Source organism: Mycolicibacter sinensis (assembly GCF_001667375.1).
Classification (GTDB): Bacteria; Actinomycetota; Actinomycetes; order Mycobacteriales; family Mycobacteriaceae; genus Mycobacterium; species Mycobacterium sinense_A.
Genome location: NZ_LZIN01000019.1, coordinates 89,616 through 113,764, shown reverse-complemented (window position 1 = coordinate 113,764; position 24,149 = coordinate 89,616). Strand labels below are relative to the sequence as shown.

At 69.4% G+C, this 24,149-nt stretch carries 24 protein-coding genes; 17 read left to right on the top strand and 7 right to left on the bottom strand.

Annotated elements, in window-relative coordinates:
• Positions 1-663: 663 nt before the first annotated feature.
• On the bottom strand, positions 664-1,317 hold the full coding sequence (locus tag A5771_RS03855; RefSeq protein WP_064853871.1) for a DUF5666 domain-containing protein: 654 nt from the start codon (positions 1,315-1,317) through the stop codon (positions 664-666).
• Positions 1,318-1,495: 178 nt separating this feature from the next.
• Here A5771_RS03855 and trxA point away from each other — a divergent pair, with 178 nt between their 5' ends.
• From trxA to A5771_RS03835, 4 genes are all read left to right on the top strand, one after another.
• Positions 1,496-1,870 (top strand): thioredoxin, encoded by a 375-nt coding sequence (gene trxA / locus A5771_RS03850; protein WP_064853870.1) that lies wholly within the window; start codon positions 1,496-1,498, stop codon positions 1,868-1,870.
• Positions 1,871-1,896: 26 nt separating this feature from the next.
• Positions 1,897-2,718, top strand: coding sequence for an enoyl-CoA hydratase (locus A5771_RS03845; protein WP_064853869.1), 822 nt, complete (start codon positions 1,897-1,899; stop codon positions 2,716-2,718).
• A 16-nt stretch (positions 2,719-2,734) separates the two neighbouring features.
• Entirely contained in the window at positions 2,735-4,372 is a 1,638-nt protein-coding gene (locus A5771_RS03840; protein WP_064853868.1) for an ABC-F family ATP-binding cassette domain-containing protein, read from the top strand.
• Positions 4,373-4,460: 88 nt separating this feature from the next.
• The gene (locus A5771_RS03835; RefSeq protein ID WP_064853867.1) at positions 4,461-4,649 is read left to right on the top strand and encodes a helix-turn-helix domain-containing protein; all 189 of its coding nucleotides are present in this window, start codon (positions 4,461-4,463) and stop codon (positions 4,647-4,649) included.
• A gap of 13 nt (positions 4,650-4,662) precedes the next feature.
• Here the strand turns inward: A5771_RS03835 and A5771_RS03830 are convergent, their stop codons facing one another.
• Together A5771_RS03830 and A5771_RS03825 are read right to left on the bottom strand one after the other, a co-directional pair.
• Positions 4,663-5,226: a TetR/AcrR family transcriptional regulator gene (locus A5771_RS03830; protein WP_064853866.1), complete on the bottom strand. Its 564-nt coding sequence runs from the start codon at positions 5,224-5,226 to the stop codon at positions 4,663-4,665.
• A 23-nt stretch (positions 5,227-5,249) separates the two neighbouring features.
• Entirely contained in the window at positions 5,250-8,042 is a 2,793-nt protein-coding gene (locus A5771_RS03825) for an aconitate hydratase (RefSeq protein WP_064853954.1), read from the bottom strand.
• Between the two features lie 152 nt (positions 8,043-8,194).
• Here A5771_RS03825 and A5771_RS03820 point away from each other — a divergent pair, with 152 nt between their 5' ends.
• The 9 genes from A5771_RS03820 (at position 8,195) to A5771_RS03780 (ending at position 17,140) form a co-directional block, all read left to right on the top strand.
• Entirely contained in the window at positions 8,195-8,746 is a 552-nt protein-coding gene (locus A5771_RS03820) for a DUF6676 family protein (protein ID WP_082947041.1), read from the top strand.
• A gap of 241 nt (positions 8,747-8,987) precedes the next feature.
• Entirely contained in the window at positions 8,988-10,403 is a 1,416-nt protein-coding gene (gene ripA, locus A5771_RS03815) for an NlpC/P60 family peptidoglycan endopeptidase RipA (RefSeq protein WP_064853865.1), read from the top strand.
• 11 nt (positions 10,404-10,414) lie between these two features.
• Positions 10,415-11,110 carry an NlpC/P60 family peptidoglycan endopeptidase RipB gene (gene ripB / locus A5771_RS03810; RefSeq protein ID WP_064853864.1) on the top strand — a complete coding sequence of 232 codons (696 nt, stop codon included), beginning with the start codon at positions 10,415-10,417 and terminating at the stop codon, positions 11,108-11,110.
• Positions 11,111-11,232: 122 nt separating this feature from the next.
• Positions 11,233-12,342 carry an AAA family ATPase gene (locus tag A5771_RS03805; protein ID WP_064853952.1) on the top strand — a complete coding sequence of 370 codons (1,110 nt, stop codon included), beginning with the start codon at positions 11,233-11,235 and terminating at the stop codon, positions 12,340-12,342.
• A gap of 59 nt (positions 12,343-12,401) precedes the next feature.
• Positions 12,402-13,313: a DUF58 domain-containing protein gene (locus A5771_RS03800; RefSeq protein WP_064853951.1), complete on the top strand. Its 912-nt coding sequence runs from the start codon at positions 12,402-12,404 to the stop codon at positions 13,311-13,313.
• A gap of 97 nt (positions 13,314-13,410) precedes the next feature.
• Positions 13,411-14,418, top strand: coding sequence for a VWA domain-containing protein (locus A5771_RS03795; RefSeq protein ID WP_064853863.1), 1,008 nt, complete (start codon positions 13,411-13,413; stop codon positions 14,416-14,418).
• Between the two features lie 96 nt (positions 14,419-14,514).
• Positions 14,515-15,258 carry a 3-oxoacyl-ACP reductase FabG1 gene (fabG1, locus tag A5771_RS03790; RefSeq protein ID WP_207545382.1) on the top strand — a complete coding sequence of 248 codons (744 nt, stop codon included), beginning with the start codon at positions 14,515-14,517 and terminating at the stop codon, positions 15,256-15,258.
• Between the two features lie 34 nt (positions 15,259-15,292).
• Positions 15,293-16,102: an NADH-dependent enoyl-ACP reductase InhA gene (gene inhA, locus A5771_RS03785; protein WP_064853861.1), complete on the top strand. Its 810-nt coding sequence runs from the start codon at positions 15,293-15,295 to the stop codon at positions 16,100-16,102.
• A 21-nt stretch (positions 16,103-16,123) separates the two neighbouring features.
• Positions 16,124-17,140, top strand: coding sequence for a ferrochelatase (locus A5771_RS03780; RefSeq protein ID WP_064853860.1), 1,017 nt, complete (start codon positions 16,124-16,126; stop codon positions 17,138-17,140).
• On the opposite strand, the gene A5771_RS03775 is transcribed toward A5771_RS03780, so the two are convergent.
• On the bottom strand, positions 17,137-17,970 hold the full coding sequence (locus tag A5771_RS03775) for a hypothetical protein (RefSeq protein ID WP_064853859.1): 834 nt from the start codon (positions 17,968-17,970) through the stop codon (positions 17,137-17,139). The two genes, A5771_RS03780 and A5771_RS03775, sit on opposite strands and share 4 nt — an antisense overlap.
• A 78-nt stretch (positions 17,971-18,048) precedes the next feature.
• Here A5771_RS03775 and A5771_RS03770 point away from each other — a divergent pair, with 78 nt between their 5' ends.
• Genes A5771_RS03770 through A5771_RS03760 form a run of 3 tightly spaced genes read left to right on the top strand, consistent with a single transcriptional unit; the run spans position 18,049 to position 20,033 of the window.
• Positions 18,049-18,483: an NfeD family protein gene (locus A5771_RS03770; RefSeq protein WP_064853858.1), complete on the top strand. Its 435-nt coding sequence runs from the start codon at positions 18,049-18,051 to the stop codon at positions 18,481-18,483.
• A gap of 15 nt (positions 18,484-18,498) precedes the next feature.
• Positions 18,499-19,647 carry an SPFH domain-containing protein gene (locus A5771_RS03765; RefSeq protein WP_064853857.1) on the top strand — a complete coding sequence of 383 codons (1,149 nt, stop codon included), beginning with the start codon at positions 18,499-18,501 and terminating at the stop codon, positions 19,645-19,647.
• Positions 19,644-20,033, top strand: a complete 390-nt coding sequence (locus A5771_RS03760) for a DoxX family protein (RefSeq protein ID WP_064853856.1) — start codon at positions 19,644-19,646, stop codon at positions 20,031-20,033. The genes A5771_RS03765 and A5771_RS03760 overlap by 4 nt, the downstream gene beginning before the upstream one ends.
• Here A5771_RS03760 and A5771_RS03755 read toward each other — a convergent pair.
• The 3 genes from A5771_RS03755 to A5771_RS03745 all read right to left on the bottom strand — a co-directional run bounded on the left by A5771_RS03755 (position 20,030) and on the right by A5771_RS03745 (position 22,067).
• Positions 20,030-20,710, bottom strand: a complete 681-nt coding sequence (locus A5771_RS03755) for an MIP/aquaporin family protein (RefSeq protein ID WP_207545381.1) — start codon at positions 20,708-20,710, stop codon at positions 20,030-20,032. The two genes, A5771_RS03760 and A5771_RS03755, sit on opposite strands and share 4 nt — an antisense overlap.
• 131 nt (positions 20,711-20,841) lie before the next feature.
• Positions 20,842-21,312, bottom strand: a complete 471-nt coding sequence (locus A5771_RS03750) for a nitroreductase family deazaflavin-dependent oxidoreductase (protein WP_064853855.1) — start codon at positions 21,310-21,312, stop codon at positions 20,842-20,844.
• Positions 21,313-21,314: 2 nt separating this feature from the next.
• Positions 21,315-22,067 carry a TVP38/TMEM64 family protein gene (locus A5771_RS03745; RefSeq protein WP_234782934.1) on the bottom strand — a complete coding sequence of 251 codons (753 nt, stop codon included), beginning with the start codon at positions 22,065-22,067 and terminating at the stop codon, positions 21,315-21,317.
• Positions 22,068-22,232: 165 nt separating this feature from the next.
• Here A5771_RS03745 and mutA point away from each other — a divergent pair, with 165 nt between their 5' ends.
• Complete coding sequence (gene mutA / locus A5771_RS03740) at positions 22,233-24,146, top strand: methylmalonyl-CoA mutase small subunit (protein WP_064853854.1); 1,914 nt, start codon at positions 22,233-22,235, stop codon at positions 24,144-24,146.
• The last annotated feature ends 3 nt before the right edge of the window (positions 24,147-24,149 follow it).

The following is a 24,149-nucleotide window of genomic DNA, read 5'->3' as shown; positions in this document are numbered from 1 at the left end:
GGCGGCCCAGCTCCTTGCTGATCGCGGTCACCGTGTCGCAGACCGCGCCCAACACCCGGTCGCTGTCGGCGCCCGGCGTCAGCTCGACCACCATCCGGCCCAGTGCACTCTCGATGTGGGCGCTGGCCACGCCAGGAATGTCGCGGACCGGCTGCTCGACGGTGTCGGCGTGCTCATACCAGCGCGAGAACGGCAGCAGCCGTTCCAGGTCCAGGTGTACGCGGCGATCGCTGCGCCAACGCACCGGCAGCGCTGTGCCGTTGCCGGAGTCGCCCAGGAACCGCCCGGCGGTCTGGCTGACCGACTCGACCACCGGGCCGAGGAGCGTCTGCATCGTGTCCGTGGCGCTGTCGCGTAACCAGGAGGTGCTTTCGGCTGCACCGTTCACGCCGGCTCGCAGCATCTGCACCGCGCCACCGGTGATACCACCGACAGCGGTGGCTATACCCGGCATCATCATTGCCTCACCCCTCGAGGACGTCGTCGCAAAAACGGGTTGCGTACCAACCCATAGTGCCGTGACTGATCCTCGGCACTGCGCGACCCGCTACGGGGACCCGGCCGCGGCTAGGCAAAAGTGCTGCGTCGCCGCGCGGAAAAGGACAGCGACCGCGACGCCGGCCGCACCCGGACGCGTCAGATGATCGACCGGAGCCGGTCGCTCTACCGCGGCGGCTCGGGGCAGGCGCCGCCGTCGGGCGCCCAGACCGAGATCCTGGTCGCCTGCAGCACGCCGTCGGCATCCCTGTCGCCGCGGGCTGCGACGCACTTGCCGTCGCTGATCACCCCAGCGCCGACGGGGACCATCCGGCGCAGGTGGGTGTCGTCGGTGACGGTCACGGTGGTCTGTCCGCCGGCGCCGGTCACCGTGATGGTGTTGCCGGCGACGGAGTCGACGACACCGCGCACGCCGCGGTGCGGTGCCGGCGGCGCGGGGGCGTCGGCGCCGCCCGGGCGCTGCGGGCACTTGCCGTCGACCGGCGTGCTGATCGCCACCCATTTCGCGGAGATCGCACCGCTGTCGGCCGGGGCGCTGTCGGGGGTGGCGCCGGCCTTGATGCAGGTGCCGGCGGTGATCTCGCCGAGTTGCGCGGGTACCGGCTCGACGATGCGGGTGGAGTCGCTGAAGGCCACCGTGGTGGCGCCGGCGGGCCTGGCCACCTCGAAGGTGCTGCCGGTCACCGAGGACACCGGGCCGATCACCCGGTCGCCCTCGGCGTGGGCCGGCGCCGGAACGAACAGCGCGGCAGCGAACAGCGCGGCGGCGCCGGTGAGTGTGCTCATCGCCGGGGCGAGGGTGCTGGGGCGAGCGGACATCAGCGTTTCTCCGATTCGTCGACGTCGGCGGCAGGTGTGCCGCCGGACACGTGCTACCACCGTCAATGGCTGAGTTAGCGCACAGCTAGCTCTGTGCTGTGAGCCCGCTGTGTAAGCGGTTCCGCCATTGCCCGGCCGGGCCGGGAACACCGCGGGAAGCCCGGGCGTTGGCCCAATCATGGCAACTCAAGACCTCACCGCAGCGAAATTCGAAGAAACCATCGCCGATAACGACATCGTGCTGGTCGATTTCTGGGCCTCCTGGTGCGGACCGTGCCGCTCGTTCGCGCCGACGTTCTCGGCCGCCTCCGAGAAACACCCCGACGTGGTTTTCGCCAAGGTCGACACCGAGGCCGAGCAGCAACTGGCCGCCGCCGCCCAGATCCGGTCCATCCCGACCCTGATGGCGTTCAAGAAGGGCACGCTGGTGTTCAACCAGGCCGGCGCGCTGCCCCCCGCGGCGCTGGAACACCTCGTCCAGCAGGTCAAGGACCTCGACGTCGAGGCTGCCCTGGCCGAGCAGGCGTCTCAGGACAAGCCAGAACAGGTCTGATCGGCCGCGCGCGATAGCGTGCAACCGTGACCGCCGCATCCGAGTACGTCGTCGTCGAACGCCCCCGTCCGCAGGTCGCCCTGGTCACGCTGAACCGCCCGGAGCGGATGAACTCGATGGCGTTCGACGTGATGGTGCCGCTGCGTGACGTCCTGGCGCAGATCAGCTACGACAACGCGGTGCGGGTGGTGGTCCTGACCGGGGCCGGGCGGGGATTCTCGTCCGGAGCCGACCACAAATCGGCCGGTTCGGTGCCGCACGTGGCCGGGCTGACCCGGCCCAGCTTCGGACTGCGGTCGATGGAGCTGCTCGACGACATCATCTTGGGGCTGCGCCGGCTGCACCAGCCGGTGATCGCGGCGGTCAACGGCGCGGCCATCGGCGGCGGACTCTGCCTGGCACTGGCGGCCGACATCCGGGTCGCCGCGACGGACGCCTACTTCCGGGCGGCCGGCATCAACAACGGCCTGACCGCCAGCGAACTGGGCCTGAGCTACCTGCTCCCGCGGGCGATCGGGGCGTCGCGGGCGTTCGAGATCATGCTCACCGGCCGCGACGTCGACGCGGCCGAGGCCGAGCGGATCGGCTTGGTCTCCCGGGTGGTCGAGCAGCCGGATCTGCTGGAGACCTGCTATGAGCTGGCCGAGCGGATCGCCGGGTTCTCCCGGCCGGGCACCGAACTGACCAAGCGGACGCTGTGGAGCGGACTCGATGCCGGTAGTCTGGAGGGGCATATGCAGGCCGAGGGCCTTGGACAGCTCTATGTGCGCCTGTTGACCAGCAACTTCGAGGAAGCCGTCGCTGCGCGCGCCGAGAGGCGCCCACCGGTCTTCACCGACGACAAATAGCAACAGGAGTACGTGCGTGATCACCGCTACGGACCTGGAGGTCCGCGCCGGAGCGCGCACCCTGCTCGACTCGGTCGGATCGGTGTTGCGGGTGCAGCCCGGCGACCGGATCGGTCTGGTCGGCCGCAACGGCGCCGGCAAGACCACCACGCTGCGCATCCTGGCCGGTGAGGGCGAGCCGTACGCGGGCTCCATCGCCCGCACCGGCGAGGTCGGCTACCTGCCGCAGGATCCCCGCGAAGGCAATCTCGAGGTCCTGGCCCGGGACCGGGTGCTGTCGGCGCGCGGCCTCGACACGATCCTGGCCGACCTGGAGAAGCAGCAGGTGCTCATGGCCGAAGTCGTCGACGACGCCGCGCGGGACCGCGCCATCCGCCGCTACGGCCAACTCGAGGAGCGCTTCGCCGCGCTGGGCGGCTATGCCGCCGAGAGCGAAGCGGGCCGGATCTGCACCAGCCTGGGCCTGCCGGAGCGGGTGCTGACCCAGCCGCTGCGCACCCTGTCCGGCGGCCAGCGCCGCCGAGTGGAGCTGGCCCGAATCCTGTTCGCGGCCGGCGAGGGTGGCTCCGGCGGCGCCGGTTCGGACACCACGCTGCTGCTCGACGAACCGACCAACCACCTCGACGCCGATTCGATCGGCTGGCTGCGCGACTTCTTGAAGGGCCACAGCGGGGGACTGGTGCTGATCAGTCACGACGTGGATCTGCTGGCCGACGTGGTCAACCGGGTGTGGTTTCTCGACGCGGTGCGCGGTGAGGCCGACGTCTACAACATGGGCTGGCAGAAGTACCTCGACGCTCGGGCCACCGATGAGCAGCGCCGCCGCCGCGAGCGCGCCAACGCCGAACGCAAGGTCGCCGCGCTGCGCACGCAGGCCGCGAAACTGGGCGCTAAAGCCACCAAAGCCGTTGCCGCGCAGAACATGCTGCGCCGCGCCGACCGGATGCTGGCCGCCCTGGATGAGGAACGGGTCGCCGACAAGGTCGCCAGGATCAAGTTCCCGACTCCGGCCGCGTGCGGAAAGACTCCGCTGATGGCCAGCGGCCTGACCAAGATGTACGGCTCGCTGGAGGTGTTTTCCGGCGTGGACCTGGCCATCGACCGGGGGTCGCGGGTGGTCGTGCTGGGCCTCAACGGTGCCGGCAAGACCACGCTGCTGCGGGTGCTGGCCGGGGTTGAAACCCCCGATGCCGGTCAGCTCGAACCCGGGCACGGCTGCAAGATCGGCTACTTTGCCCAGGAACACGACACCATCGATAACGCAGCGACGGTGTGGGAGAACACAGTTCACGCCGCTCCGAACACCTCCGAGCAGGATCTGCGCGGACTGCTGGGCGCGTTCATGTTCACCGGGGCGCAGTTGGACCAACCGGCCGGCACGCTGTCCGGTGGTGAGAAGACCCGCCTGGCGCTGGCCGGGCTGGTGGCCTCGACCGCGAACGTGCTGTTGCTCGACGAGCCGACCAACAACCTCGACCCGGCCTCGCGGGAGCAGGTGCTCGACGCGCTGCGCAGCTACACCGGGGCCGTCGTACTGGTCACCCACGACCCCGGGGCGGCCGAGGCGCTCGATCCGCAGCGGGTGGTGTTGCTGCCCGACGGCACCGAGGACCACTGGTCGACCGATTACCGGGATCTGATCGAGCTGGCCTGACGGCAATCCGGCCAAAGCCGCCCGGTATCACCGACGCCTTCTTACGCTGAACCCGTCGGCGAGGGGATGGTGAGGGGACGTGGCCACGATGAAACCGGACAAGCTGCGCGATCGACAGCTGGTCGAGTTGCGTAACGCCTACGAGCGCGGGGCCAGCATCCGCACCTTGGCGGCCTCCACCGGGCGATCGTATGGCGCCGTACACAGCATGCTGCGCGAGTCGGGGGTGGCGATGCGCAGCCGCGGCGGACCCAATCACCGCACCCGGTCGCGCTGACCTCTCGGCGAAATCAGCGCTGCCGCACCGAATCCTCGACCAGATCGAGCACCGCGGACAGCCGCTGGGGGTCCTCGCCGGAGGCCAGCCGGGCCACCAGGCCGTCGAGCACCAGATCCAGATAGGTGTGCAACACGTCGGCCGGAACGTCGTCGCGCAGCCGGCCGGCCTGCTTCTGCCGGTTCAGTCGATCCGTTGTCGCAGCGGACAATTCGGCTGACCGCTCGGCCCAGCCACGGCTGAACTCGGGGTCGTGGCGCAGTTTGCGCGCGATCTCCAGCCGGGTCACCAGCCAGTCGTACTGCTCGGGGGCGGCCAGCATGTCGCGCATGACGCCGATCAGGCCGGCCCGGGCGGCCACCTCCGCCATCTGTGCGGCATCCTCTTGGGCCAGCTCGAAGAACAGGGTGTCCTTGTCGCGGAAGTGATGAAAGATCGCCCCCCGCGACAACCCGACCGTCTGCTCCAGACGGCGCACCGTGGCCCCGTCGTAGCCGTAGGCGGCGAAGCACCGCCGCGCGCCGTCAAGGATCTGGCGGCGCCGGGCCGCCAGGTGATCCTCGCTGACCCTGGGCATCAGCTGCTCGCCGCCTAAGCGGGCTAGTTCGACTTGAGCATGTTGCGCAGCACGTACTGCAGGATGCCGCCGTTGCGGTAGTAGTCGGCCTCGCCGGGGGTGTCGATGCGCACCACCGCGTCGAACTCGACGGCACTGCCATCGCCCTTGGTGGCCTTGACGTGCACCGTCTTCGGCGTCTTGCCCTTGTTGAGCTCCTCGATGCCGGTGATGTCGAAGACCTCGGTGCCGTCCAGCTTCAGCGACGCCGCGGATTCGCCGGCGGGGAACTGCAGCGGGATCACGCCCATGCCGATCAGGTTGGAGCGGTGGATGCGCTCGAACGACTCGGTGATGACGGCCTTAACGCCCAACAGCACGGTGCCCTTGGCGGCCCAGTCACGCGACGAGCCAGACCCGTATTCCTTGCCGCCCAGCACGACCAGCGGAATGTTCTGCTGCGCATAGTTCTGCGCGGCGTCGAAGATGAACTCCTGCGGGCCGCCGTCCTGGGTGAAGTCGCGGGTGTAGCCGCCGGAGACATCGTCGAGCAGTTGGTTGCGCAGCCGGATGTTGGCGAACGTGCCGCGGATCATCACCTCGTGGTTGCCGCGCCGCGAACCCAGCGAGTTGTAGTCGCGGGGGGAGACCCCGTTGGCTTCCAGGTACTGGGCGGCCGGGGTGCCCTTCTTGATCGCACCGGCCGGGCTGATGTGGTCGGTGGTGACCGAATCACCCAGCAGCGCAAGCACTCGGGCGCCGGTGATGTCTTGCACCGGTGCCGGCTCGGCGGGCATGCCGTCGAAGTACGGCGCCTTGCGCACGTAGGTCGACTTCTCGTCCCAGGCGAAGGTGTTGCCCTCCGGGGTGGGCAGCGAACGCCAGCGCTCGTCACCCTTGAACACATCGGCATACGAGCTGGTGAACATGTCGCGGTCGATAGAGGAGGCGATGGTCTCCTGGATCTCGGCTGTGGAGGGCCAGATGTCTTCCAGGAACACGTCGTTGCCGTCGGTGTCTTGGCCCAGCGGCTGGGTGGCGAAGTCGAAGTCCATGGTTCCGGCGATGGCGTAGGCGATGACCAGCGGCGGGGAGGCCAGGTAGTTCATCTTCACGTCCGGCTGGATGCGGCCCTCGAAGTTGCGGTTGCCCGACAGCACCGCCGTCACCGACAGGTCGTTGTCGTTGATGGCCTTCGAGATCTCCTCGGGCAGCGGGCCGGTGTTGCCGATGCAGGTGGTGCAGCCGTAGCCACCGAGGTAGAAGCCGAGCTTCTCCAGGTAGGGCCACAGGCCGGCCTTGTTGTAGTAGTCGGTCACCACCTGCGAGCCCGGGGCCATGTTGGTCTTGACCCACGGCTTGGAGGTCAGGCCCTTCTCGACGGCCTTCTTAGCCAGCAGCGCCGCGCCCAGCATGACCTCCGGGTTGGAGGTGTTGGTGCAAGAGGTGATGCCGGCGACCACCACGGCACCGTGGTCCAGGGTGAAGCTGCCGCGTTCGGCCGAGGACACCTTGACCGGCTTGCTGGGCCGTCCGTCGCAGTTCTGCGCTGCCGAGGGCTCATCGGCGTCGTCGTCGGCGAAGGACAGCACCGCGGGGTCCGATGCCGGGAAGGTTTGCGCCACGGCGTCGTCGAGCTGACTGTGCGGGGCGTCGCTGTCCTGACCCACGTAGTTGTGAATATCCTTGCGGAACGCGGTCTTTGCGTCGGAGAGCTCGATGCGGTCCTGCGGGCGCTTGGGGCCGGCGATCGAGGGGACCACGGTGCCCAGGTCCAGTTCGATGTACTCGGAGTAGGCCGGCTCCCGGGCCGGGTCGTGCCACATGCCCTGTGCCTTGGCGTAGGCCTCCACCAGCGCCAGTTGCTGCTCGCTGCGGCCGGTCAGCCGCAGGTAGCTGATCGTCTCGTCGTCGATCGGGAAAATCGCTGCGGTGGAGCCGAATTCGGGGCTCATGTTGCCCAGGGTGGCGCGGTTGGCCAGCGGCACCTCGGCGACGCCCTTGCCGTAGAACTCGACGAACTTGCCCACCACACCGTGCCGGCGCAGCATGTCGGTGACGGTCAGCACCACGTCGGTGGCGGTCACGCCCGGCTTGATCTCACCGGTCAGCTTGAACCCGACGACGCGGGGGATCAGCATCGACACCGGCTGGCCCAGCATGGCGGCCTCGGCCTCGATGCCACCGACGCCCCAGCCGAGCACGCCGAGGCCGTTGACCATGGTGGTGTGGCTGTCGGTGCCCACGCAGGTGTCCGGGTAGGCCACTCCGTCGCGCACCATCACGGTGCGGGCCAGGTACTCGATGTTGACCTGGTGGACGATGCCGGTGCCCGGCGGGACGACCTTGAAGTCGTCGAAGGCGCCCTGGCCCCAGCGCAGGAACTGATAGCGCTCGCCGTTGCGCTGGTACTCCAGTTCCACGTTGCGCTCGAAGGCGTCGGCGCGGCCGAACACGTCCAGGATCACCGAGTGGTCGATCACCAGCTCGGCCGGCGCCAGCGGGTTGACCTTCGCGGGGTCACCGCCCAGGGCGGCGACGGCTTCGCGCATGGTGGCCAGGTCCACGATGCAGGGCACGCCGGTGAAGTCCTGCATGACCACCCGGGCGGGGGTGAACTGGATCTCCACGCTGGGCTCGGCTTTCGGGTCCCAGTTGGCGATCGCGGTGATGTGGTCTTTGGTGATGTTGGCGCCGTCTTCGGTGCGCAGCAGGTTTTCGGCCAGCACCTTGAGGCTGTAGGGGAGTTTCTCGGTGCCGGGGACGGCGTCGAGGCGGTAGATCTGATATTCGTCGTCACCCACTGTCAGCGTGTCGCGGGCTCCGAACGAATTCACCGAATCTTTGCTGGTCACTTCAACTCCCCGAAATCGAGTTCTCCTCCATCGACGGGTCCGCGCCGACGGGCGTCGTAAACCCTAACAGTACGCGTGTCCTGTATGAACTAAGGATCACCTCACCTGAGCCGCACTTGCTACCGTCATCTCCCGTGACCACCCCGCATCCGCCGGCCTATATTCCCGGCGAGCTCTGCATCACCGTCGGCCTGGACCCGGCCACCCCGCCGGACGAGTGCATGGCGCTGGTCAAGGTCGCGGTGGCCGTCGACGGGGTGAGCGCGCCCGCCGCCGACGTGCCGGCGCTGCGCAACGTGGTCGCCGACGCCGCCCGCGACGGCATCGACCTCAAGATCGTCGAGGTCGCCCGCAACCCGGGGATGGACACCGCGCTGCGCGACGTCGCCACGGTGGTGGGCTATGACTATCCCGATGCCACCGTGCTGGTGCTCAGTACTACTTACGTCGGCAGCTACAGCGGACAGTTTCACCGGGCCAAATTGGAGGCCGCCGAAGACCACGCCAAAACCGGCGATGCGGTGACCTCGGCGCAGAATTTCGTCAATGAATTGAACAGACCTGATCTGCCCTGGACGGGACTGACGGTAGTGCTGCTGGTGGGGGTTGTGGCGGCGGCGGTCGGTACCCGATGGTTGCAGCGGCGCAGCAAACTTGCCGACGACCGCGTCGACGCCGCCCGATAACGGTCGTACCTCTGCAAACCCGGACGCCGGGTGGCTGACCCTGGTCTGATTACAGCCCGCGGCAAACTATTAAGTCACCAATTGGTAACAAGGCGCTTAATTACAATAACGTAGTTTGTTACGAACGTTTCTCCAGTGACTGATGTGACGTATGGTTCAAAAGGCGCTGCTGTTGTAACTGTGCTTTGCCGCCGGTCGAAGCGTGGCTCCGCCTGCCCGAGTCCGAGGAGATCCAAGCCGAATGAGACGCATCCGCTGTGGCTCCGAGGGCTCGGTCTTCCCGCCGGCCGCCAGGCTCACCCGCACCGCCGCAGCGTCGGTGCTGAGCTCCGCGCTGCTGCTGGGAACCCCCGGACTGGCGGCGGCCCAACCGGCGCCGGACCCGGACGGCATCGCGAGGCTGATCGCCGACGTCGCCGAGGCCAACCAGCAGCTGCAGGACCTGGGCGCCCAGATTCAGCAGCAGAAGGAGAGCGTCAACAAGGCCCTGGTCGACCTGCAGACCGCGCGGGAAGACGCATCCTCGGCCCAACAGGAGGTGGAGGCCGGCCGGGCGGCGATCGTCGAAGCCGACGCCAAGATCGTGGCCGCCCAGAAGCGATTCAACACTTTCGCCGCATCGACCTACGTCAACGGGCCGTCGGAGAGCTACCTGACCGCGACCGACCCGTCGGAGATGATCGCCACCGCGGCCGCCGGCCGGACCCTGGCGCTCTCCTCCCAGCAGGCGCTGGACAACCTCAAGCGGGCCCGCACCGAGCAGCTGAACAAGGAGTCGGCGGCCCGGCTGGCCAAGCAGAAGGCCGACCAGGCGGTCGCCGACGCCCAGTCCAGCCAGGACGCCGCGGTGGCCTCGCTCACCGATACCCAGCGCAAGTTCGGCGAACAGCAGGGCGAGATTGACCGGCTGGCCGCCCAGCGCAACGAGGCCCAGGCTAAGCTCGCCGCCGCCCGCGGCCAGCAACAGCCCCAGGACGCGCCCGCGCCGGCGGGGGACCGGTGGGGCAACCCGGCCGGCCCGGCGGCCGCCAAGCGCGCCGAGACCTGGGACGGGCCCTGGGATCCCACCCTGCCGGCGGTGCCCAGCGCCAACGTTCCGGGCGACCCGATCGCCGTCATCAACCAGGTGCTCGGGATCTCCCAGACCTCGGCGCAGGTGACCTCCAACCTGGGCCGCCAGTTTCTGCAGTCGATCGGGCTGGCGAAACCCGATGACACCGGCATCAACAACGGCAAGATCCCGCGGGTCTACGGTCGGCAGGCCTCCGAATACGTGATTCGCCGCGCCCTGTCGCAACGCGGGGTGCCCTACTCCTGGGGCGGCGGCACCGCCGCGGGGCCCGGCCGCGGCATCGGGTCCGGTTCGGGGACCGTCGGATTCGACTGCTCCGGGCTGATCCTGTACGCCTTCGCCGGGGTGGGCATCAAGCTGCCGCATTACTCGGGGTCGCAGTACAAGATGGGCCGCCAGATCCCGACCGCACTGGCCCGGCGCGGCGACGTCATCTTCTACGGCCCCGGCGGCAGCCAGCACGTGACGCTGTACCTCGGCAACGGCCTGATGCTCGAGGCCCCCGACGTGGGCCAGGTGGTAAAGGTGTCGCCGGTACGGAAAAGCGGCATGACGCCTTTTGTAGTCCGATACATCGAATACTGACGGTGGAGCGAATGCGACAGAGTGCACGACGTCTATCCCGGCTTATCGCCTCGCTGCTGGTGGCGGGCCCGGTGATGCTGGGCTTGGCCGCACCGGCCGCGGCGGAGCCCGGGTGGGATCCCACCCTGCCGGCGATGATCAGCGCCGGGGCCCCCGGTGACCCGCTGGCGGTGGCCAACGCGTCGCTGCAGGCCACCGCGCAGGCCACCCAGACCACGATGGATCTGGGCCGCAAGTTCTTGTCCGGACTGGGTTTCAACGTCGGCGAGCAGGCCAACGTGTCACCCGGTCAGCGGGTGCACGGCAAGCAGGCCATCGAATACGTCATCCGCCGCGCCGGCTCCCAGATGGGGGTGCCCTACTCCTGGGGTGGCGGCTCGCTCACCGGCCCCAGCAAGGGCATCGACTCCGGGGCGGGCACCGTCGGCTTCGACTGCTCGGGGCTGATGCGGTACGCGTTCGCCGGCGTCGGGGTGCTCATCCCGCGGTTCTCCGGCGACCAGTACAAGGCCGGCCGGCAGATTCCGCCCAGCCAGGCCCGCCGCGGCGACCTGATGTTCTGGGGGCCCGGCGGCGGCCAGCACGTGGCGATGTTCCTCGGCGGCGGCAAGATGCTGGAAGCCTCCGGCAGCGCCGGCAAGGTCGTCGTCAGCCCGGTGCGGACGGCCGGCATGACGCCGTATCTGACCCGCATCATCGAGTACTGACGGCCCGTACGTCGACGGATGCTGCGAACCCTGGAATAGTGAAACGCGGGCACGACGCTGCCCCGCGGCCGTGTGCCGTGCAAAGCAGTTGTGTCTGACCGACCTTTGTGGAGGATTTCTCGATGACGTCATCGGATGGGACGCCCGCGGGCGCCAGCGGTTTCCCCGGCCCGGAGGGTGCCCAGGGCCCCGGCTCAGGCCTGGCCGCCGACGTACACGCGCTGGAGCGGGCCATCTTCGAGGTCAAGCGCGTCATCGTCGGGCAGGACCAGCTCGTCGAGCGGATCCTCGTCGGGCTGCTGGCCAAGGGTCACGTGCTGCTCGAGGGCGTGCCCGGTGTCGCCAAGACCCTCGCGGTGGAGACCTTCGCCAAGGTGGTCGGCGGGTCGTTCGCCCGCATCCAGTTCACCCCGGACCTGGTGCCCACCGACATCGTCGGTACCCGCATCTACCGGCAGGGCCGCGAGGAGTTCGACACCGAGCTCGGCCCGGTGATGGTCAACTTCCTGCTCGCCGACGAGATCAACCGGGCGCCGGCCAAGGTGCAGTCAGCGCTGCTGGAGGTCATGCAGGAGCGCAAGGTCTCCATCGGCGGCAAGACCATCCCGCTGCCCACCCCATTCCTGGTGATGGCCACCCAGAACCCGATCGAGCACGAGGGCGTCTACCCGCTGCCGGAGGCGCAGCGCGACCGCTTCCTGTTCAAGATCAACGTCGGCTACCCCTCGCCGGAGGAGGAGCGCGAGATCATCTACCGGATGGGGGTCACCCCGCCGGAGCCCAAGCAGATCCTCAATCCCGGCGACCTGCTGCGGTTGCAGGGGCTGGCGGCCAACAACTTCGTGCACCACGCGCTGGTCGACTACGTGGTCCGGGTCATCACCGCGACGCGGCAGCCCGAGCAGTTCGGTATGCCCGACGTCAAGAACTGGCTGTCCTTCGGGGCCTCCCCGCGTGCCTCGCTGGGCATCATCTCCGCATCCCGGGCGCTGGCGTTGGTGCGCGGACGCGACTACGTGATCCCGCAGGACGTCATCGAGGTCATCCCCGATGTGCTGCGGCACCGGCTGGTGTTGTCCTACGACGCCCTGGCCGATGAGATCACCGCCGAGATCGTCATCAACCGGGTGCTGCAAACGGTGCCGCTGCCGCAGGTGAATGCCGTTCCGCAGCAGCCGCATTCGGCGTCGCCGGGTGCCCCGACCGCGGCGGCAGTGGCCAGCGGTCGGTGAGCGACGCGGGCACCGGGCAGGGCGCAGCAGACCCGGGAACCAGCACCGCGCCGCCGTCGATGCTGCGCGGCGGGATCCGTGACCCCAAGCTGGCGGCGGCGCTGCGCACCCTGGAACTGACGGTCAAACGCAAGCTTGACGGGGTGCTGCACGGCGATCACCTGGGCTTGATCCCCGGCCCGGGTTCCGAACCCGGCGAGTCGCGGCTCTACCAGCCCGGCGACGACGTGCGCCGGATGGACTGGTCGGTCACCGCACGTACCACCCACCCGCACGTGCGCCAGATGATCGCCGACCGCGAGCTGGAGACCTGGCTGGTGATCGACATGTCGGCCAGCATGGATTTCGGCACCTCGACCTGTGAGAAGCGCGACCTGGCGGTGGCCGCGGCCGCGGCCATCGTCTTCCTCAACAGCGGCGGCGGTAACCGGCTGGGCGCGTTGGTGGCCAACGGCGAACGGGTGGTGCGGGTGCCGGCGCGCTCCGGGCGCAACCACGAGCAGACGTTGCTGCGCACCATCGCCACCGTGCCACGGGCCCCGCTGGGGGTGCGCGGTGATCTGGCGGCGGCCATCGACGCACTGCGCCGGCCCGAGCGGCGGCGCGGTATGGCGGTCGTGATCAGTGACTTCCTCGGACCGGTCAACTGGATGCGCCCGCTGCGCGCGATCGCGGCCCGCCACGAGGTGCTGGGCATCGAGGTGCTCGACCCGCGTGACGTCGAATTGCCCGACGTCGGCGATGTGGTGCTGCAGGACACCGAATCCGGTGTCACCCGCGAGTTCACCATCGACGCCAAGCTGCGTGACGACTTCGCCCGGGCCGCAGCCGCCCACCGCGCCGACGTCGCGCACGCGCTGCGCAGTTGCGGCGCCCCGTTGTTGTCGCTGCGCACCGACCGGGACTGGATCGCCGATATCGTCCGATTCGTCGAGGCACGCCGGCGCGGGGCGCTGGCGGGCATGCCGTGACGCTCACCTTCGCTCGGCGAGCAGACGTGAAAGCCCCGATTTCAGCTACTGGATGGGGGCTTTCGCGACTGGTCGCCGGCCAAAAGACAGGTCTGCTATGACATTGCCGCTGCTCGGGCCGATGACGCTGTCCGGCTTCGCTCACCCCTGGTTCTTTCTGTTCCTGTTCGTCGTCATGGGCCTGGTCGCGCTGTACATCCTCATGCAGGTGGCGCGGCAGCGGCGGATCCTGCGGTTCGCCAACATGGAGCTGCTGGAGAGCGTGGCGCCCAAGGCGCCGACCCGCTGGCGGCACCTGTCGGCGGCCCTGCTGGTGACCTCGCTGATGCTGTTCACCGTCGCAATGGCCGGCCCCACCCATGACGTGCGGATCCCGCGCAACCGTGCGGTGGTGATGCTGGTGATCGACGTGTCCCAGTCGATGCGTGCCACCGATGTCGAACCGACCCGGCTGGCTGCCGCGCAGGAAGCCGGCAAGCAGTTCGCCGATGAGCTGACCGCGGGCATCAACCTCGGTCTGATCGCCTACGCCGGCACCGCGACCGTGCTGACCTCACCGACCACCAACCGCGAGGCCACCAAGGCCGCGATCGACAAGCTGCAGCTGGCCGACCGGACCGCCACCGGGGAGGGCATCTTCACCGCGCTGCAGGCGATCGCCACCGTGGGCGCGGTCATCGGCGGCGGCGACACGCCCCCGCCGGCCCGCATCGTGCTGCTCTCCGACGGCAAGGAGACCGTCCCGTCCAACCCGGACAACCCCAAAGGGGCGTTCACCGCGGCGCGCACCGCCAAGGACCAAGGGGTGCCGGTCTCGACGATCTCGTTCGGCACGGCCTACGGCTACGTCGAGATCAACGAGCAACGCCAGCCGGTCCCGGTCGACGACGATTCGCTGAAAAAGATCGCCGACCTGTCCGGCGGCAGCGCCTACACCGCCTCCAGCCTGGCCCAGCTCAAAGAGGTCTACTCGACGTTGCAGGACCAGATCGGCTACGAGACGATCCGCGGCGACGCGTCCACCGGCTGGCTGCGCCTCGGCTCGTTCATCCTGGCGCTGGCCGGGCTGGCGGCGCTGCTGCTGAACCGGCGGCTGCCCGCTTAGCCCCAGCCTCGATTGACTCTGCGGCTACCACGCCAAAGTGCGAGTGGGCCCTTTGGTGAGCGCAGAGTCAACTGCGAGCACTGATAAGTTATGCCGGTGACAGACAGCCAAACACCCGCCGCCAAGCCCGCGTTCGTGTCCCGTTCGGTCCTGGTCACCGGCGGAAACCGCGGCATCGGATTGGCGATCGCGCAGCGGCTGGCCGCCGACGGCCACAAGGTGGCGGTGACCCACCGCGGCTCCGGGGCCCCCGACGGCCTGTTCGGGGTGGTGTGCGATGTCACCGACAACGACGCCGTCGACCGCGCCTTCAAAGAGGTCGAAGAGCACCAGGGACCCGTCGAGGTGCTGGTGGCCAACGCCGGCATCTCCAAGGACGCGTTCTTGATACGGATGACCGAGGAGCGCTTCGAAGAGGTCATCAACGCCAACCTCACCGGCGCCTTCCGGGTGACCCAGCGCGCGGCGCGCAGCATGCAGCGCAAGCGTTTCGGCCGGATCATCTATATCGGATCGGTCTCGGGCATGTGGGGCATCGGCAACCAGGCCAACTACGCCGCCGCCAAGGCGGGTCTGATCGGCATGGCCCGCTCGATCTCCCGGGAACTGTCCAAGGCGGGCGTCACCGCCAACGTCGTCGCACCCGGATACATCGACACCGAGATGACCCGGGCCCTCGACGAGCGGATCCAGGAGGGCGCGTTGGAGTTCATCCCGGCCAAGCGGGTCGGCACCGCCGAGGAGGTCGCCGGGGCGGTCAGCTTCCTGGCCTCCGAGGACGCCGGGTACATCGCCGGCGCCGTCATTCCGGTCGACGGCGGCATGGGCATGGGCCACTAGCGACTCGTTCACTCACGAAGACAGAGGACATTTCATGGCAGGCATTCTCGACGGCAAGCGGATTCTGGTCACCGGGATCATCACCGACTCCTCCATCGCCTTTCACATCGCCAAGGTGGCGCAGGAGGCGGGCGCCCAGCTGGTCTGCACCGGCTTCGATCGGCTGCGGCTGATCCAGCGCATCATCGACCGGCTCCCCGAGCCCGCGCCGCTGCTCGAGCTCGACGTGCAGAACACCGAGCACCTCGACACCCTGGCCGACCGGATCACCGAGGTGATCGGGGAGGGCAACAAGCTCGACGGCGTGGTGCACTCGATCGGGTTCATGCCGCAGACCGGGATGGGCGTCAACCCGTTCTTCGACGCCCCCTACGAGGACGTCGCCAAGGGCATTCACATCTCCGCCTACTCCTACGCCTCGCTGGCCAAGGCGACCCTGCCGATCATCAATCGGGGCGGGTCGATCGTGGGCATGGACTTCGACCCGACCCGGGCGATGCCGGCCTACAACTGGATGACGGTGGCCAAGAGCGCGCTGGAGTCGGTGAACCGGTTCGTCGCCCGCGAAGCCGGCCCGCACGGTGTGCGGTCGAATCTCGTTGCGGCCGGGCCGATCCGGACCCTGGCGATGAGCGCGATCGTCGGCGGTGCGCTCGGCGAGGGCGCCGGTGAGCAGATCCGGCTGCTCGAGGAGGGCTGGGACCAGCGCGCTCCGGTCGGCTGGGACATGAAGGACCCGGCCCCGGTGGCCAAAACCGTCTGCGCGCTGCTGTCGGATTGGCTGCCCGCCACCACCGGCACGGTCGTCTACGCCGACGGCGGCGCCCACACCCAGTTGCTGTAGCCGGGGCCGGGCGGACTCCCGATGGACCTCGACGCCGTCCTGCTGCTGTCCTTCGGCGGACCCGAAGGGCCCGAGCAGGTCCGGCCGTTCCTGGAGAACGTGACCCGGGGCCGCGGCGTGCCACCGGCCCGGCTCGACGCCGTCGCGCAGCACTACCTGCATTTCGGCGGGGTGTCGCCGATCAATGCGATCAACCGCGCGCTGGCGCAGGCGTTGCAGGCCGAATTGCCCGGGCTGCCGGTGTATTTCGGCAACCGCAACTGGGAGCCCTACGTCGAGGACGTCGTCGCCCGGATGACTGACGACGGGATCCGCCGCGCCGCGGTCTTCGCGACCTCGGCCTGGGGCGGGTACTCCGGCTGCGATCAGTACTCCGAAGACATCGCCCGCGCGCGGCAGGCGGTCGGGGAGCGGGCCCCCGAACTGGTGAAGTTGCGCCAGTACTTCGATCATCCGTTGTTCGTGGCGATGTTCGCCGAGGCGATCGCCGCGGCCGCCGACACCCTGCCTGCCGGCCTGCGCGAGTCCGCCCGGCTGGTCTTCACCGCGCACTCGATCCCGGTGGCCGCCGACGAACGCTACGGCCCGCGGCTCTACAGCCGCCAGGTCGCCCACGCGATCGCCCTGGTCGCCGCGGCGGCCGGGTTCTCTGACTACGACCAGGTGTGGCAGTCGCGCTCCGGGCCGCCGCAGGTGCCCTGGCTGGAGCCCGACGTCGAAGACCACCTGGCTGCCCTGACCGCGGCGGGGGTACCCGCGGTGATCGTGTGCCCGATCGGATTCCTCAGCGACAACATCGAGGTGCTGTGGGACCTCGACCACGAAGTGCGGGCGCTGGCGCGGGCGGCCGGAATCGCCTACGCGCGCGCAAGCACCCCGAACGCCGACCGCCGCCTGGCCCGCCTGGCGCGTGAGCTCATCGGGGAACTGCGCGACGGTGGGGTTGCGGACACGGTCGGGCTGGGCTGCGGGTTCGGCGTCAACGGTGCGCGGTGCGGATCCTCGCACTGCGTCGCCGACGTGGCGCCCGGGCGTTAATTCGCCCAGGCCGACTGCAGGATCGCGGTCACCGCAGCGCTGCGCGACGACCGCACCACCGCCACCAGCGGCCGCACCGCATCCACGGCGCTGTGCAGCGCAGCCGAGGAGTGCGCGCTGGCGGTCAGCAGATCGGCGCTGACCGCGATGATCGCCTCGACGTGCGCCGCGCTGTGCAGCACCCGCACCGCGCGGGTCGGCGCATGGTCTGGAATGCGGTGCCGGAGTACGGCTTCCATCATCTGCTCGACCCGCAAACGCGGGTCCTCGACACCGTAGTCGGCCCACCGCGAAGCGGCGGACCCCAGCGCCTCGGCGGCGGTCCGGACCGCCGAGCGCAACGCGTACTCGGCGTCGCCCAGATCGTGCTGCTCGGCCACCGGCACGCTGGTCAGCGGGAAAGCTGTCCAACACAATGCGGCGACGTCGGGGGAGTCGGCGTCCTCCAGATACGCCGGCACCAGCCCGACCGGCGGTGACGTGTCGGAGGAACCGATGAGCACCGCCTCGCCGGCCAGGATCGCTTCTTGGGCGAACGCGGTTCCGGCCGGCAGCCCGCGCACATCGCCGGGTACCGGAAACACCGGGTGAATACCGGCACCGGCGCCGGGCGCCGCTGCGCCGCGCACTACCTGCAGCAGGGACGCCGCGCCGCCGTCGGGTGCACCGGACCAGCGCAGCCCGGTCTCGCCGATGCTGATCGCGTCATAGGCGGCCACCGATTGCACTGGCGCCCAAGCCGATAGTGCGTCCAGCAGGTCGTCGGGCGCGGCCCGGCCGGCAAGCCAGGCGTTGGCCCACACCGACAGAGAGACACTCGGGCACCACATGATGCAAGGCAGTGTAGTTGTCCGCGCCGCCTGTCCGGTCCGCACGGGTTCGGGTGATTCTCGGGCTATCCTGGCCGCATGTCGGCTGCGCTGGTCTGGTTGGTCTTCGCGCTCGGGCTTGCCGGTGCCGAGGCGCTCACCGGCGACATGTTCCTGCTGATGCTGGCTGGCGGTGCGCTGTCGGCGGCCGGGGCCAGCTGGCTCACCGACTGGCCGCTGTGGACCGACGGCGCGGTGTTTCTGGTGGTCTCGGTACTGCTGCTGGTGCTGGTACGCCCGGCCTTGCGGCGGCGGTTGTGGGCCGGGGCGGGCAGTGAAACCGGGGTGCGGGCGCTGCAGGGCAAGACCGCGCTGGTGCTCGACCGCGTCGAACAACACGGCGGTCAGGTGAAGCTCGACGGCGAGGTGTGGACGGCGCGCCCGCTGGCCGACGGCGATGTCTTCGAGCCCGGCGAGCAGGTCACCGTGATGCATATCGACGGGGCCACCGCGGTGGTCGGCAAGGTCCTGTAGAGAAAGGGAGTGCTCATGGAAGGCGCTACGACCGGCCTGGTGTTGCTGGCAGTACTAGTGATCTTCGCGGCGATCGTGGTCGCCAAGTCGGTGGCGCTGATTCCGCAGGCCGAGGCCGCGGTGATCGAACGGCTGGGCCGCTACAGCCGCACGGTCAGCGGCCAGTTGACCCTGCTGGTGCCGTTCATCGACCGGGTGCGCGCGCGCATCGACCTGCGTGAGCGGGTGGTGTCCTTCCCGCCGCAACCGGTGATCACCGAGGATAACCTGACGCTGAACATCGATACCGTCGTCTACTTCCAGGTCACCAACCCCAAGGCCGCGGTGTATGAGATCAGCAACTACATCGTCGGTGTCGAGCAGCTGACCACCACCACGCTGCGCAACGTGGTCGGCGGCATGACGCTGGAGGAGACCCTGACCTCGCGCGAGGTGATCAACAGCCAGCTGCGCGGTGTGCTCGACGAGGCGACCGGTCGCTGGGGCCTGCGGGTGGCCCGAGTGGAGCTACGCAGCATCGATCCGCCGCCGTCGATCCAGGCCTCGATGGAGAAGCAGATGAAGGCGGACCGGGAGAAGCGGGCGATGATCCTGACCGCCGAGGGGCAGCGAGAGGCCGCGATCAAAGCGGCCGAAGGCCAGAAGCAGTCCGAGATCCTCACCGCCGAGGGCGCCAAGCAGGCGGCCATCCTGGCCGCCGAAGGGGAGCGGCAGTCCCGGATGCTGCGGGCCCAGGGTGAGCGAGCTGCCACCTACCTACAGGCCCAGGGGCAGGCCAAGGCGATCGAGAAGACCTTCGCCGCGATCAAGGCCGCCCGGCCCACCCCGGAGCTGCTGGCCTACCAGTACCTGCAGGTGCTGCCGGAGATGGCCCGGGGCGAGGCCAACAAGGTGTGGGTGGTGCCCAGCGATTTCAACACCGCCCTGCAAGGCTTCACCAAGCTGCTCGGTGCCCCCGGCGAGGACGGGGTCTTCCGCTACCAGCCTTCGCCGGTCGATGACAGCCCTGCGCGGCCCGAGGACGACACCGACGAGGTCGCCGACTGGTTCACCACCAAGACCGACCCGGCGATCGCCCAGGCGGTGGCCAAGGCCGAGGCCGACGCGCGCAAGCCCGTCGAGGGCGCGATTTTGCCGCAGCAGCTCGATCCCGGCATGGCGTGAGCGTTCTGACCGCGCGAGCGACCTACGCCGCACTGGCGGCATTTCTGGCCGGTGACGCGGTGGCATCGGCGATTCCGGTGCCCTACGTCGCGGCGAACATGGATGCCATGCGGATCCCGCCCGAGGTCCGTTGGGCGGTCCCGGTGGCCAAAGCCGCCACCGCGCTGGGTCTGGCTTCGGTGTTCCGCCTCCCGGGTGTCGCCCGGGCCACCACCGCGGCGTTGACACTGTATTTCGCCGGGGCGCTCGGACTTCACCTGCGGGTCCGCAACCGCGCGGCGAACATCGTTCCGGCGGTGCTGCTGCTGGCGGTGTTCGCGGTGATGACGGTGCAGGGCCCGCGCACCGCCGGCGGCGGGGCACGGGCCCTGGGGACGGTGGCTTAACCCTTACGGGCGGCGGCGGTGTGCTCGTCGAGGCTGGTCGCCTTGTAGGCGTAGGCGGCCACCACTCCGCCGAGAACCTGGGCGACCAGGTAGACCCAGAGGAATTTCCAGGCGAAGACCCCCGACAGCATCAGACCGAAGGTGATGGCCGGGTTGAACGCGGCGCCGGAGATGCCACCAACCGCCACCACGCCGACGGTCACGATGAACCCGATCGCCAATCCATAGAAGCTGTTGCCGGCGCTGTCTTTGCTGGTTGCGGTGTGCAGCACGATGTAACAGAGCGCGAAGGTGAATATCAGCTCGGCGAGTAATGCCGGCCAGATCGTGCCGGACAGATCAAGAGTTCCGGTTGAGTACTTGTCGTGCCACAACCCGAATCCCACACCGAATGCGGCGAGCGCACCGACCAACTGAGCCACGATGTAGGGCCCCAGATCACCCAGGGGCAGCGCGCCCCGCAAATAGGCGGCGATCGAGACCGCCGGGTTGAGGTGGCCACCGGAGATGTGCCCGCTGGCATAGACCATCACCATCAGCACCGAGCCGATGCCCAGCGCGACCGCGGCCGGGCATTCCGTCCCCGATAGCAAGATGCCGATCACCGCGAACATGAAAACAAACGTGCCGATCATTTCGGTCAGATATTTACGCACGGCGGCGTTTTGCTCAGCCATTGATCCGGGTCCCTTCACTCGAACACGGCAGTAGGAAAAGACTTTAACGGCGCGCGGTGTTTCCCTCGATATATGCGGACCGCCGTACACCGAATTGTTGCCGGATTGAGCAGCCCTTTGTGTTGCGGCGGTTAGCCCGCCAGCCGCAGCTCGACCATCGGCAGCGCCGTGCCGGTGGCGGTCACCGGCTCACCCAGGGTCTGCCCGAGCACCGCGCTGAACTGTTCCCAGGTGCGCGGATGGCGGGCGATGTAGTCACCCAGCACGCGGTCCGCTTCCCGCTGATCGAGCACCCGGGCGGTGGCCGGCGCCGGGCGCCGGCTGCCGGCGTAGACCCGGACCCGCGGATTGGCGGTGATATTGCGGAACCATTGGGCGCGGTCGCCGAAACCCGACGCGACGATGTAGCGGTCGGCGCCGGGCCGATCGATCACTTCCAGAACGACCCGGCGAACGGCGCCGCTCTTGCGTCCGAGGTGTTCGAGCATCAGCAACCGCCCGCCGAACAACCCGCCAAGACGTGCCCGATACAGCCAGATCGGGGCTCGCGTCAACCGCCGTGACCGCAATAGTCGACTCGCGACGCCGGCCAGGACGGACATAGTCAGCAGGTTACCGCCGGCTCCACGGTCACCGCGGGCAGGGCAGCGACCGGGTGGCGGCGGTGGGTGCGCACCTCGTAGACCAGCAGCGCGACCCCGACGGCGGCGGTGCACGCCGACACGGCGAACAGCAGCGGGCTCACCTGCCCGGTGAGGGCGTCGCCCAGCACCACCACCGCGGCGGTGCCCGGCAGCAACCCGATCAGGGTGGCCGCCGCGTAGGGCGCCAGCCGCACCGCCGACGCGCCGGCGGCATAGTTGATCACCGAGAACGGGATGGCCGGAATCAGCCGCAGCGACACCACCGCCGGCCAACCGCGCTGACGCAGCCGGGCGTCCAGCGCATTCATCCGCGGATGGCGCACCACCCGGCTCAGCTGCCAGCCGAACACCCGCATCAGGACCAGCACGGCCACAGCGCTGAGCGCACTGGCCGCCACCGCCAGCACAACGCCCAGCCACGGCCCGAACAGCAGCCCGGCGGCCAGGGTGAACGCGGTCCGCGGAAACGGGAACACGGTGACCACGGTGTGCGCCGCCAGAAACGCCAACGGAAACCACGGGCCGAGCGTCTGCGCCCAGTCGCGCAACTGCACGGCCTTGGGTACCGGAACCAGCAGCGCCACCGCGACCAGGGCGATGATCACCGCGGTGGTCAACGCCAACCGCCGTAGCGCCACCTGGCGCGCGGTGCCGAGGACCACCGACCATGCCCCACGCAGCACGTCGGGGAGTCGGGTCGCGGCGGGCGTCACGGGACTCAAGGCTACGGGCCGAGGGTTAACGCAACGTGTCATGTAGCGGGCGTTTCGCCGCTCGGCGCACCTCGGCCGCACCCGCCCAGGACCATCATTTAGCCTGGTTAACACGTGTCGGGTAGCGATCCATCTGTTACCCATGAGTAGCAATAGGAGCCGCCGGTGTCCATCGACGTGTCCGCCGAACCCGGCGACATGGAGCAGGCCCGCGCCCGCTGGCGTGCCGCGGTGGCCGGGGTGCTGGCCAAGAGCTCGCGCCGCGAGCCCGCCGACATCGACTCCGAGACCGGCGGTGAGCCCGAGCGGCTGTTGGACACCCCGGTGCAGGGACCGGACGGTTTCGCGATCCGGGCGCTCTACACCGCCTTCGACGCGCTGCCGGAACACCCGCTGCCGGGCCACTGGCCCTACGTGCGGGGCGCCGACGCCCTGCGTGACGTCAACACCGGCTGGAAGGTCGCCGAGGTCTTCCCGGCCAACGGCATGGCGTCGGGTTCCGACACCAACGGCGCCGTCCTGGGTGCGCTGACCGAAGGGGTCAGCGCGCTGGTCGTGCGCGTCGGTGAGGTCGGCGTACCGGCCGGCGAGCTGCGCGGCGTCTTCGACGACGTCTACCTGCAACTGGTTCCGGTGCTTGTCGACGGCGCCGGTGCCGGCGACTACACCACCGCGGCCGAGGCGATGCTGGCGCTGGTCGACGGCCTCGACCCGGATAACCGCGCCACCCTGTCGGTGGACCTGGGCGCCGACCCGCTGACCTCACCGCCGGCCGGCCGGCCGGCGCCGGCGATCGACGAGGTGATCGCGGCCGCCTCGCGCGCCGCCGGCCAGCGCGGGGTGCGGGCGATCGCCGTCAACGGCCCGGCCTTGCACAACCTGGGCGCCGGCGCGGTCGAGGAGCTGTCCGGTGCGCTGGCCGCCGGCGTGGCCTACCTGCGGCTGCTCACCGACGCCGGCCTGTCGGTCGCCGATGCGGCCCGCCAGATCAGCTTCCGGCTCGCCGTTGACGACGACCAGTTCATGACGATCGCCAAGATCCGGGCGGCGCGCCGGCTGTGGGCGCGGGTGGCCGAGGTGGCCGGAGCGCCGGAGTCCGGCGGCGCCGTCGTCCACGCCGAGACGTCACTGGCGATGATGACCCAGCGGGACCCGTGGGTGAACATGCTGCGCACCACGCTGGCCGCGTTCGGAGCCGGTGTGGGCGGCGCCGACACCGTGCTGGTGCGGCCCTTCGACGCCGCCATTCCCGGCGGTCAGCCGGGAGCCTCGGCCACGTTCGCCCGGCGCATCGCGCGCAACACCCAGTTGTTGCTGCTGGAGGAGTCGCATCTGGGCCGGGTGCTGGACCCGGCCGGGGGATCGTGGTTCGTCGAAGACCTCACCGAACAGTTGGCGCAGCAGGCCTGGCGGCAGTTCCAGCAGCTCGAAAAGCGTGCAGCACTCGGCGGTTTCGAGGCCGCCTGGGACCACATCGCCGAGCGGATCGCCGAGGTCGCCGCCGCCCGCGCCGACGACATCGCGCACCGGCGCAGCGCGATCACCGGGGTCAACGAGTACCCGAACCTGGACGAGCCTCCGCTGGCTGTGCCCACCGGCCCGGCCGACCCGTCGGTGCCGGCCGGATTGCGGCGCTACGCGGCGCAGTTCGAGGCCTTGCGCGACCGCTCCGACGCCTACCTGGCGCGCACCGGTTCCCGGCCGCAGGCGCTGCTGCTGCCGTTGGGACCGATGGCCGAACACAACATCCGGACCACTTTCGCGGCCAACCTGCTGGCCTCCGGCGGCATCGCGGTGGTCAACCCCGGCACGGTCGACGCCGAGCAGGTCGCCGCGGCGGTGGCCGAGGCCGGCTCAGGGGTGGCGGTGCTGTGCGGCAGCGACGCCCGTTACGGCGCCGAAGCGGCCGCGGTCATCGCAGCGGCGCGGGACGCCGGAATCGACCGGGTCTACCTGGCGGGGCCGGCCAAAGCGCTGGCCGGCAACCCCGACACCGATCCCAAGCCAGACGACTACCTGACCATGAAAATCGATGCGGTGCAGGCGTTGTCGGACTTACTCACCCGATTGGGGGCCTGAGAA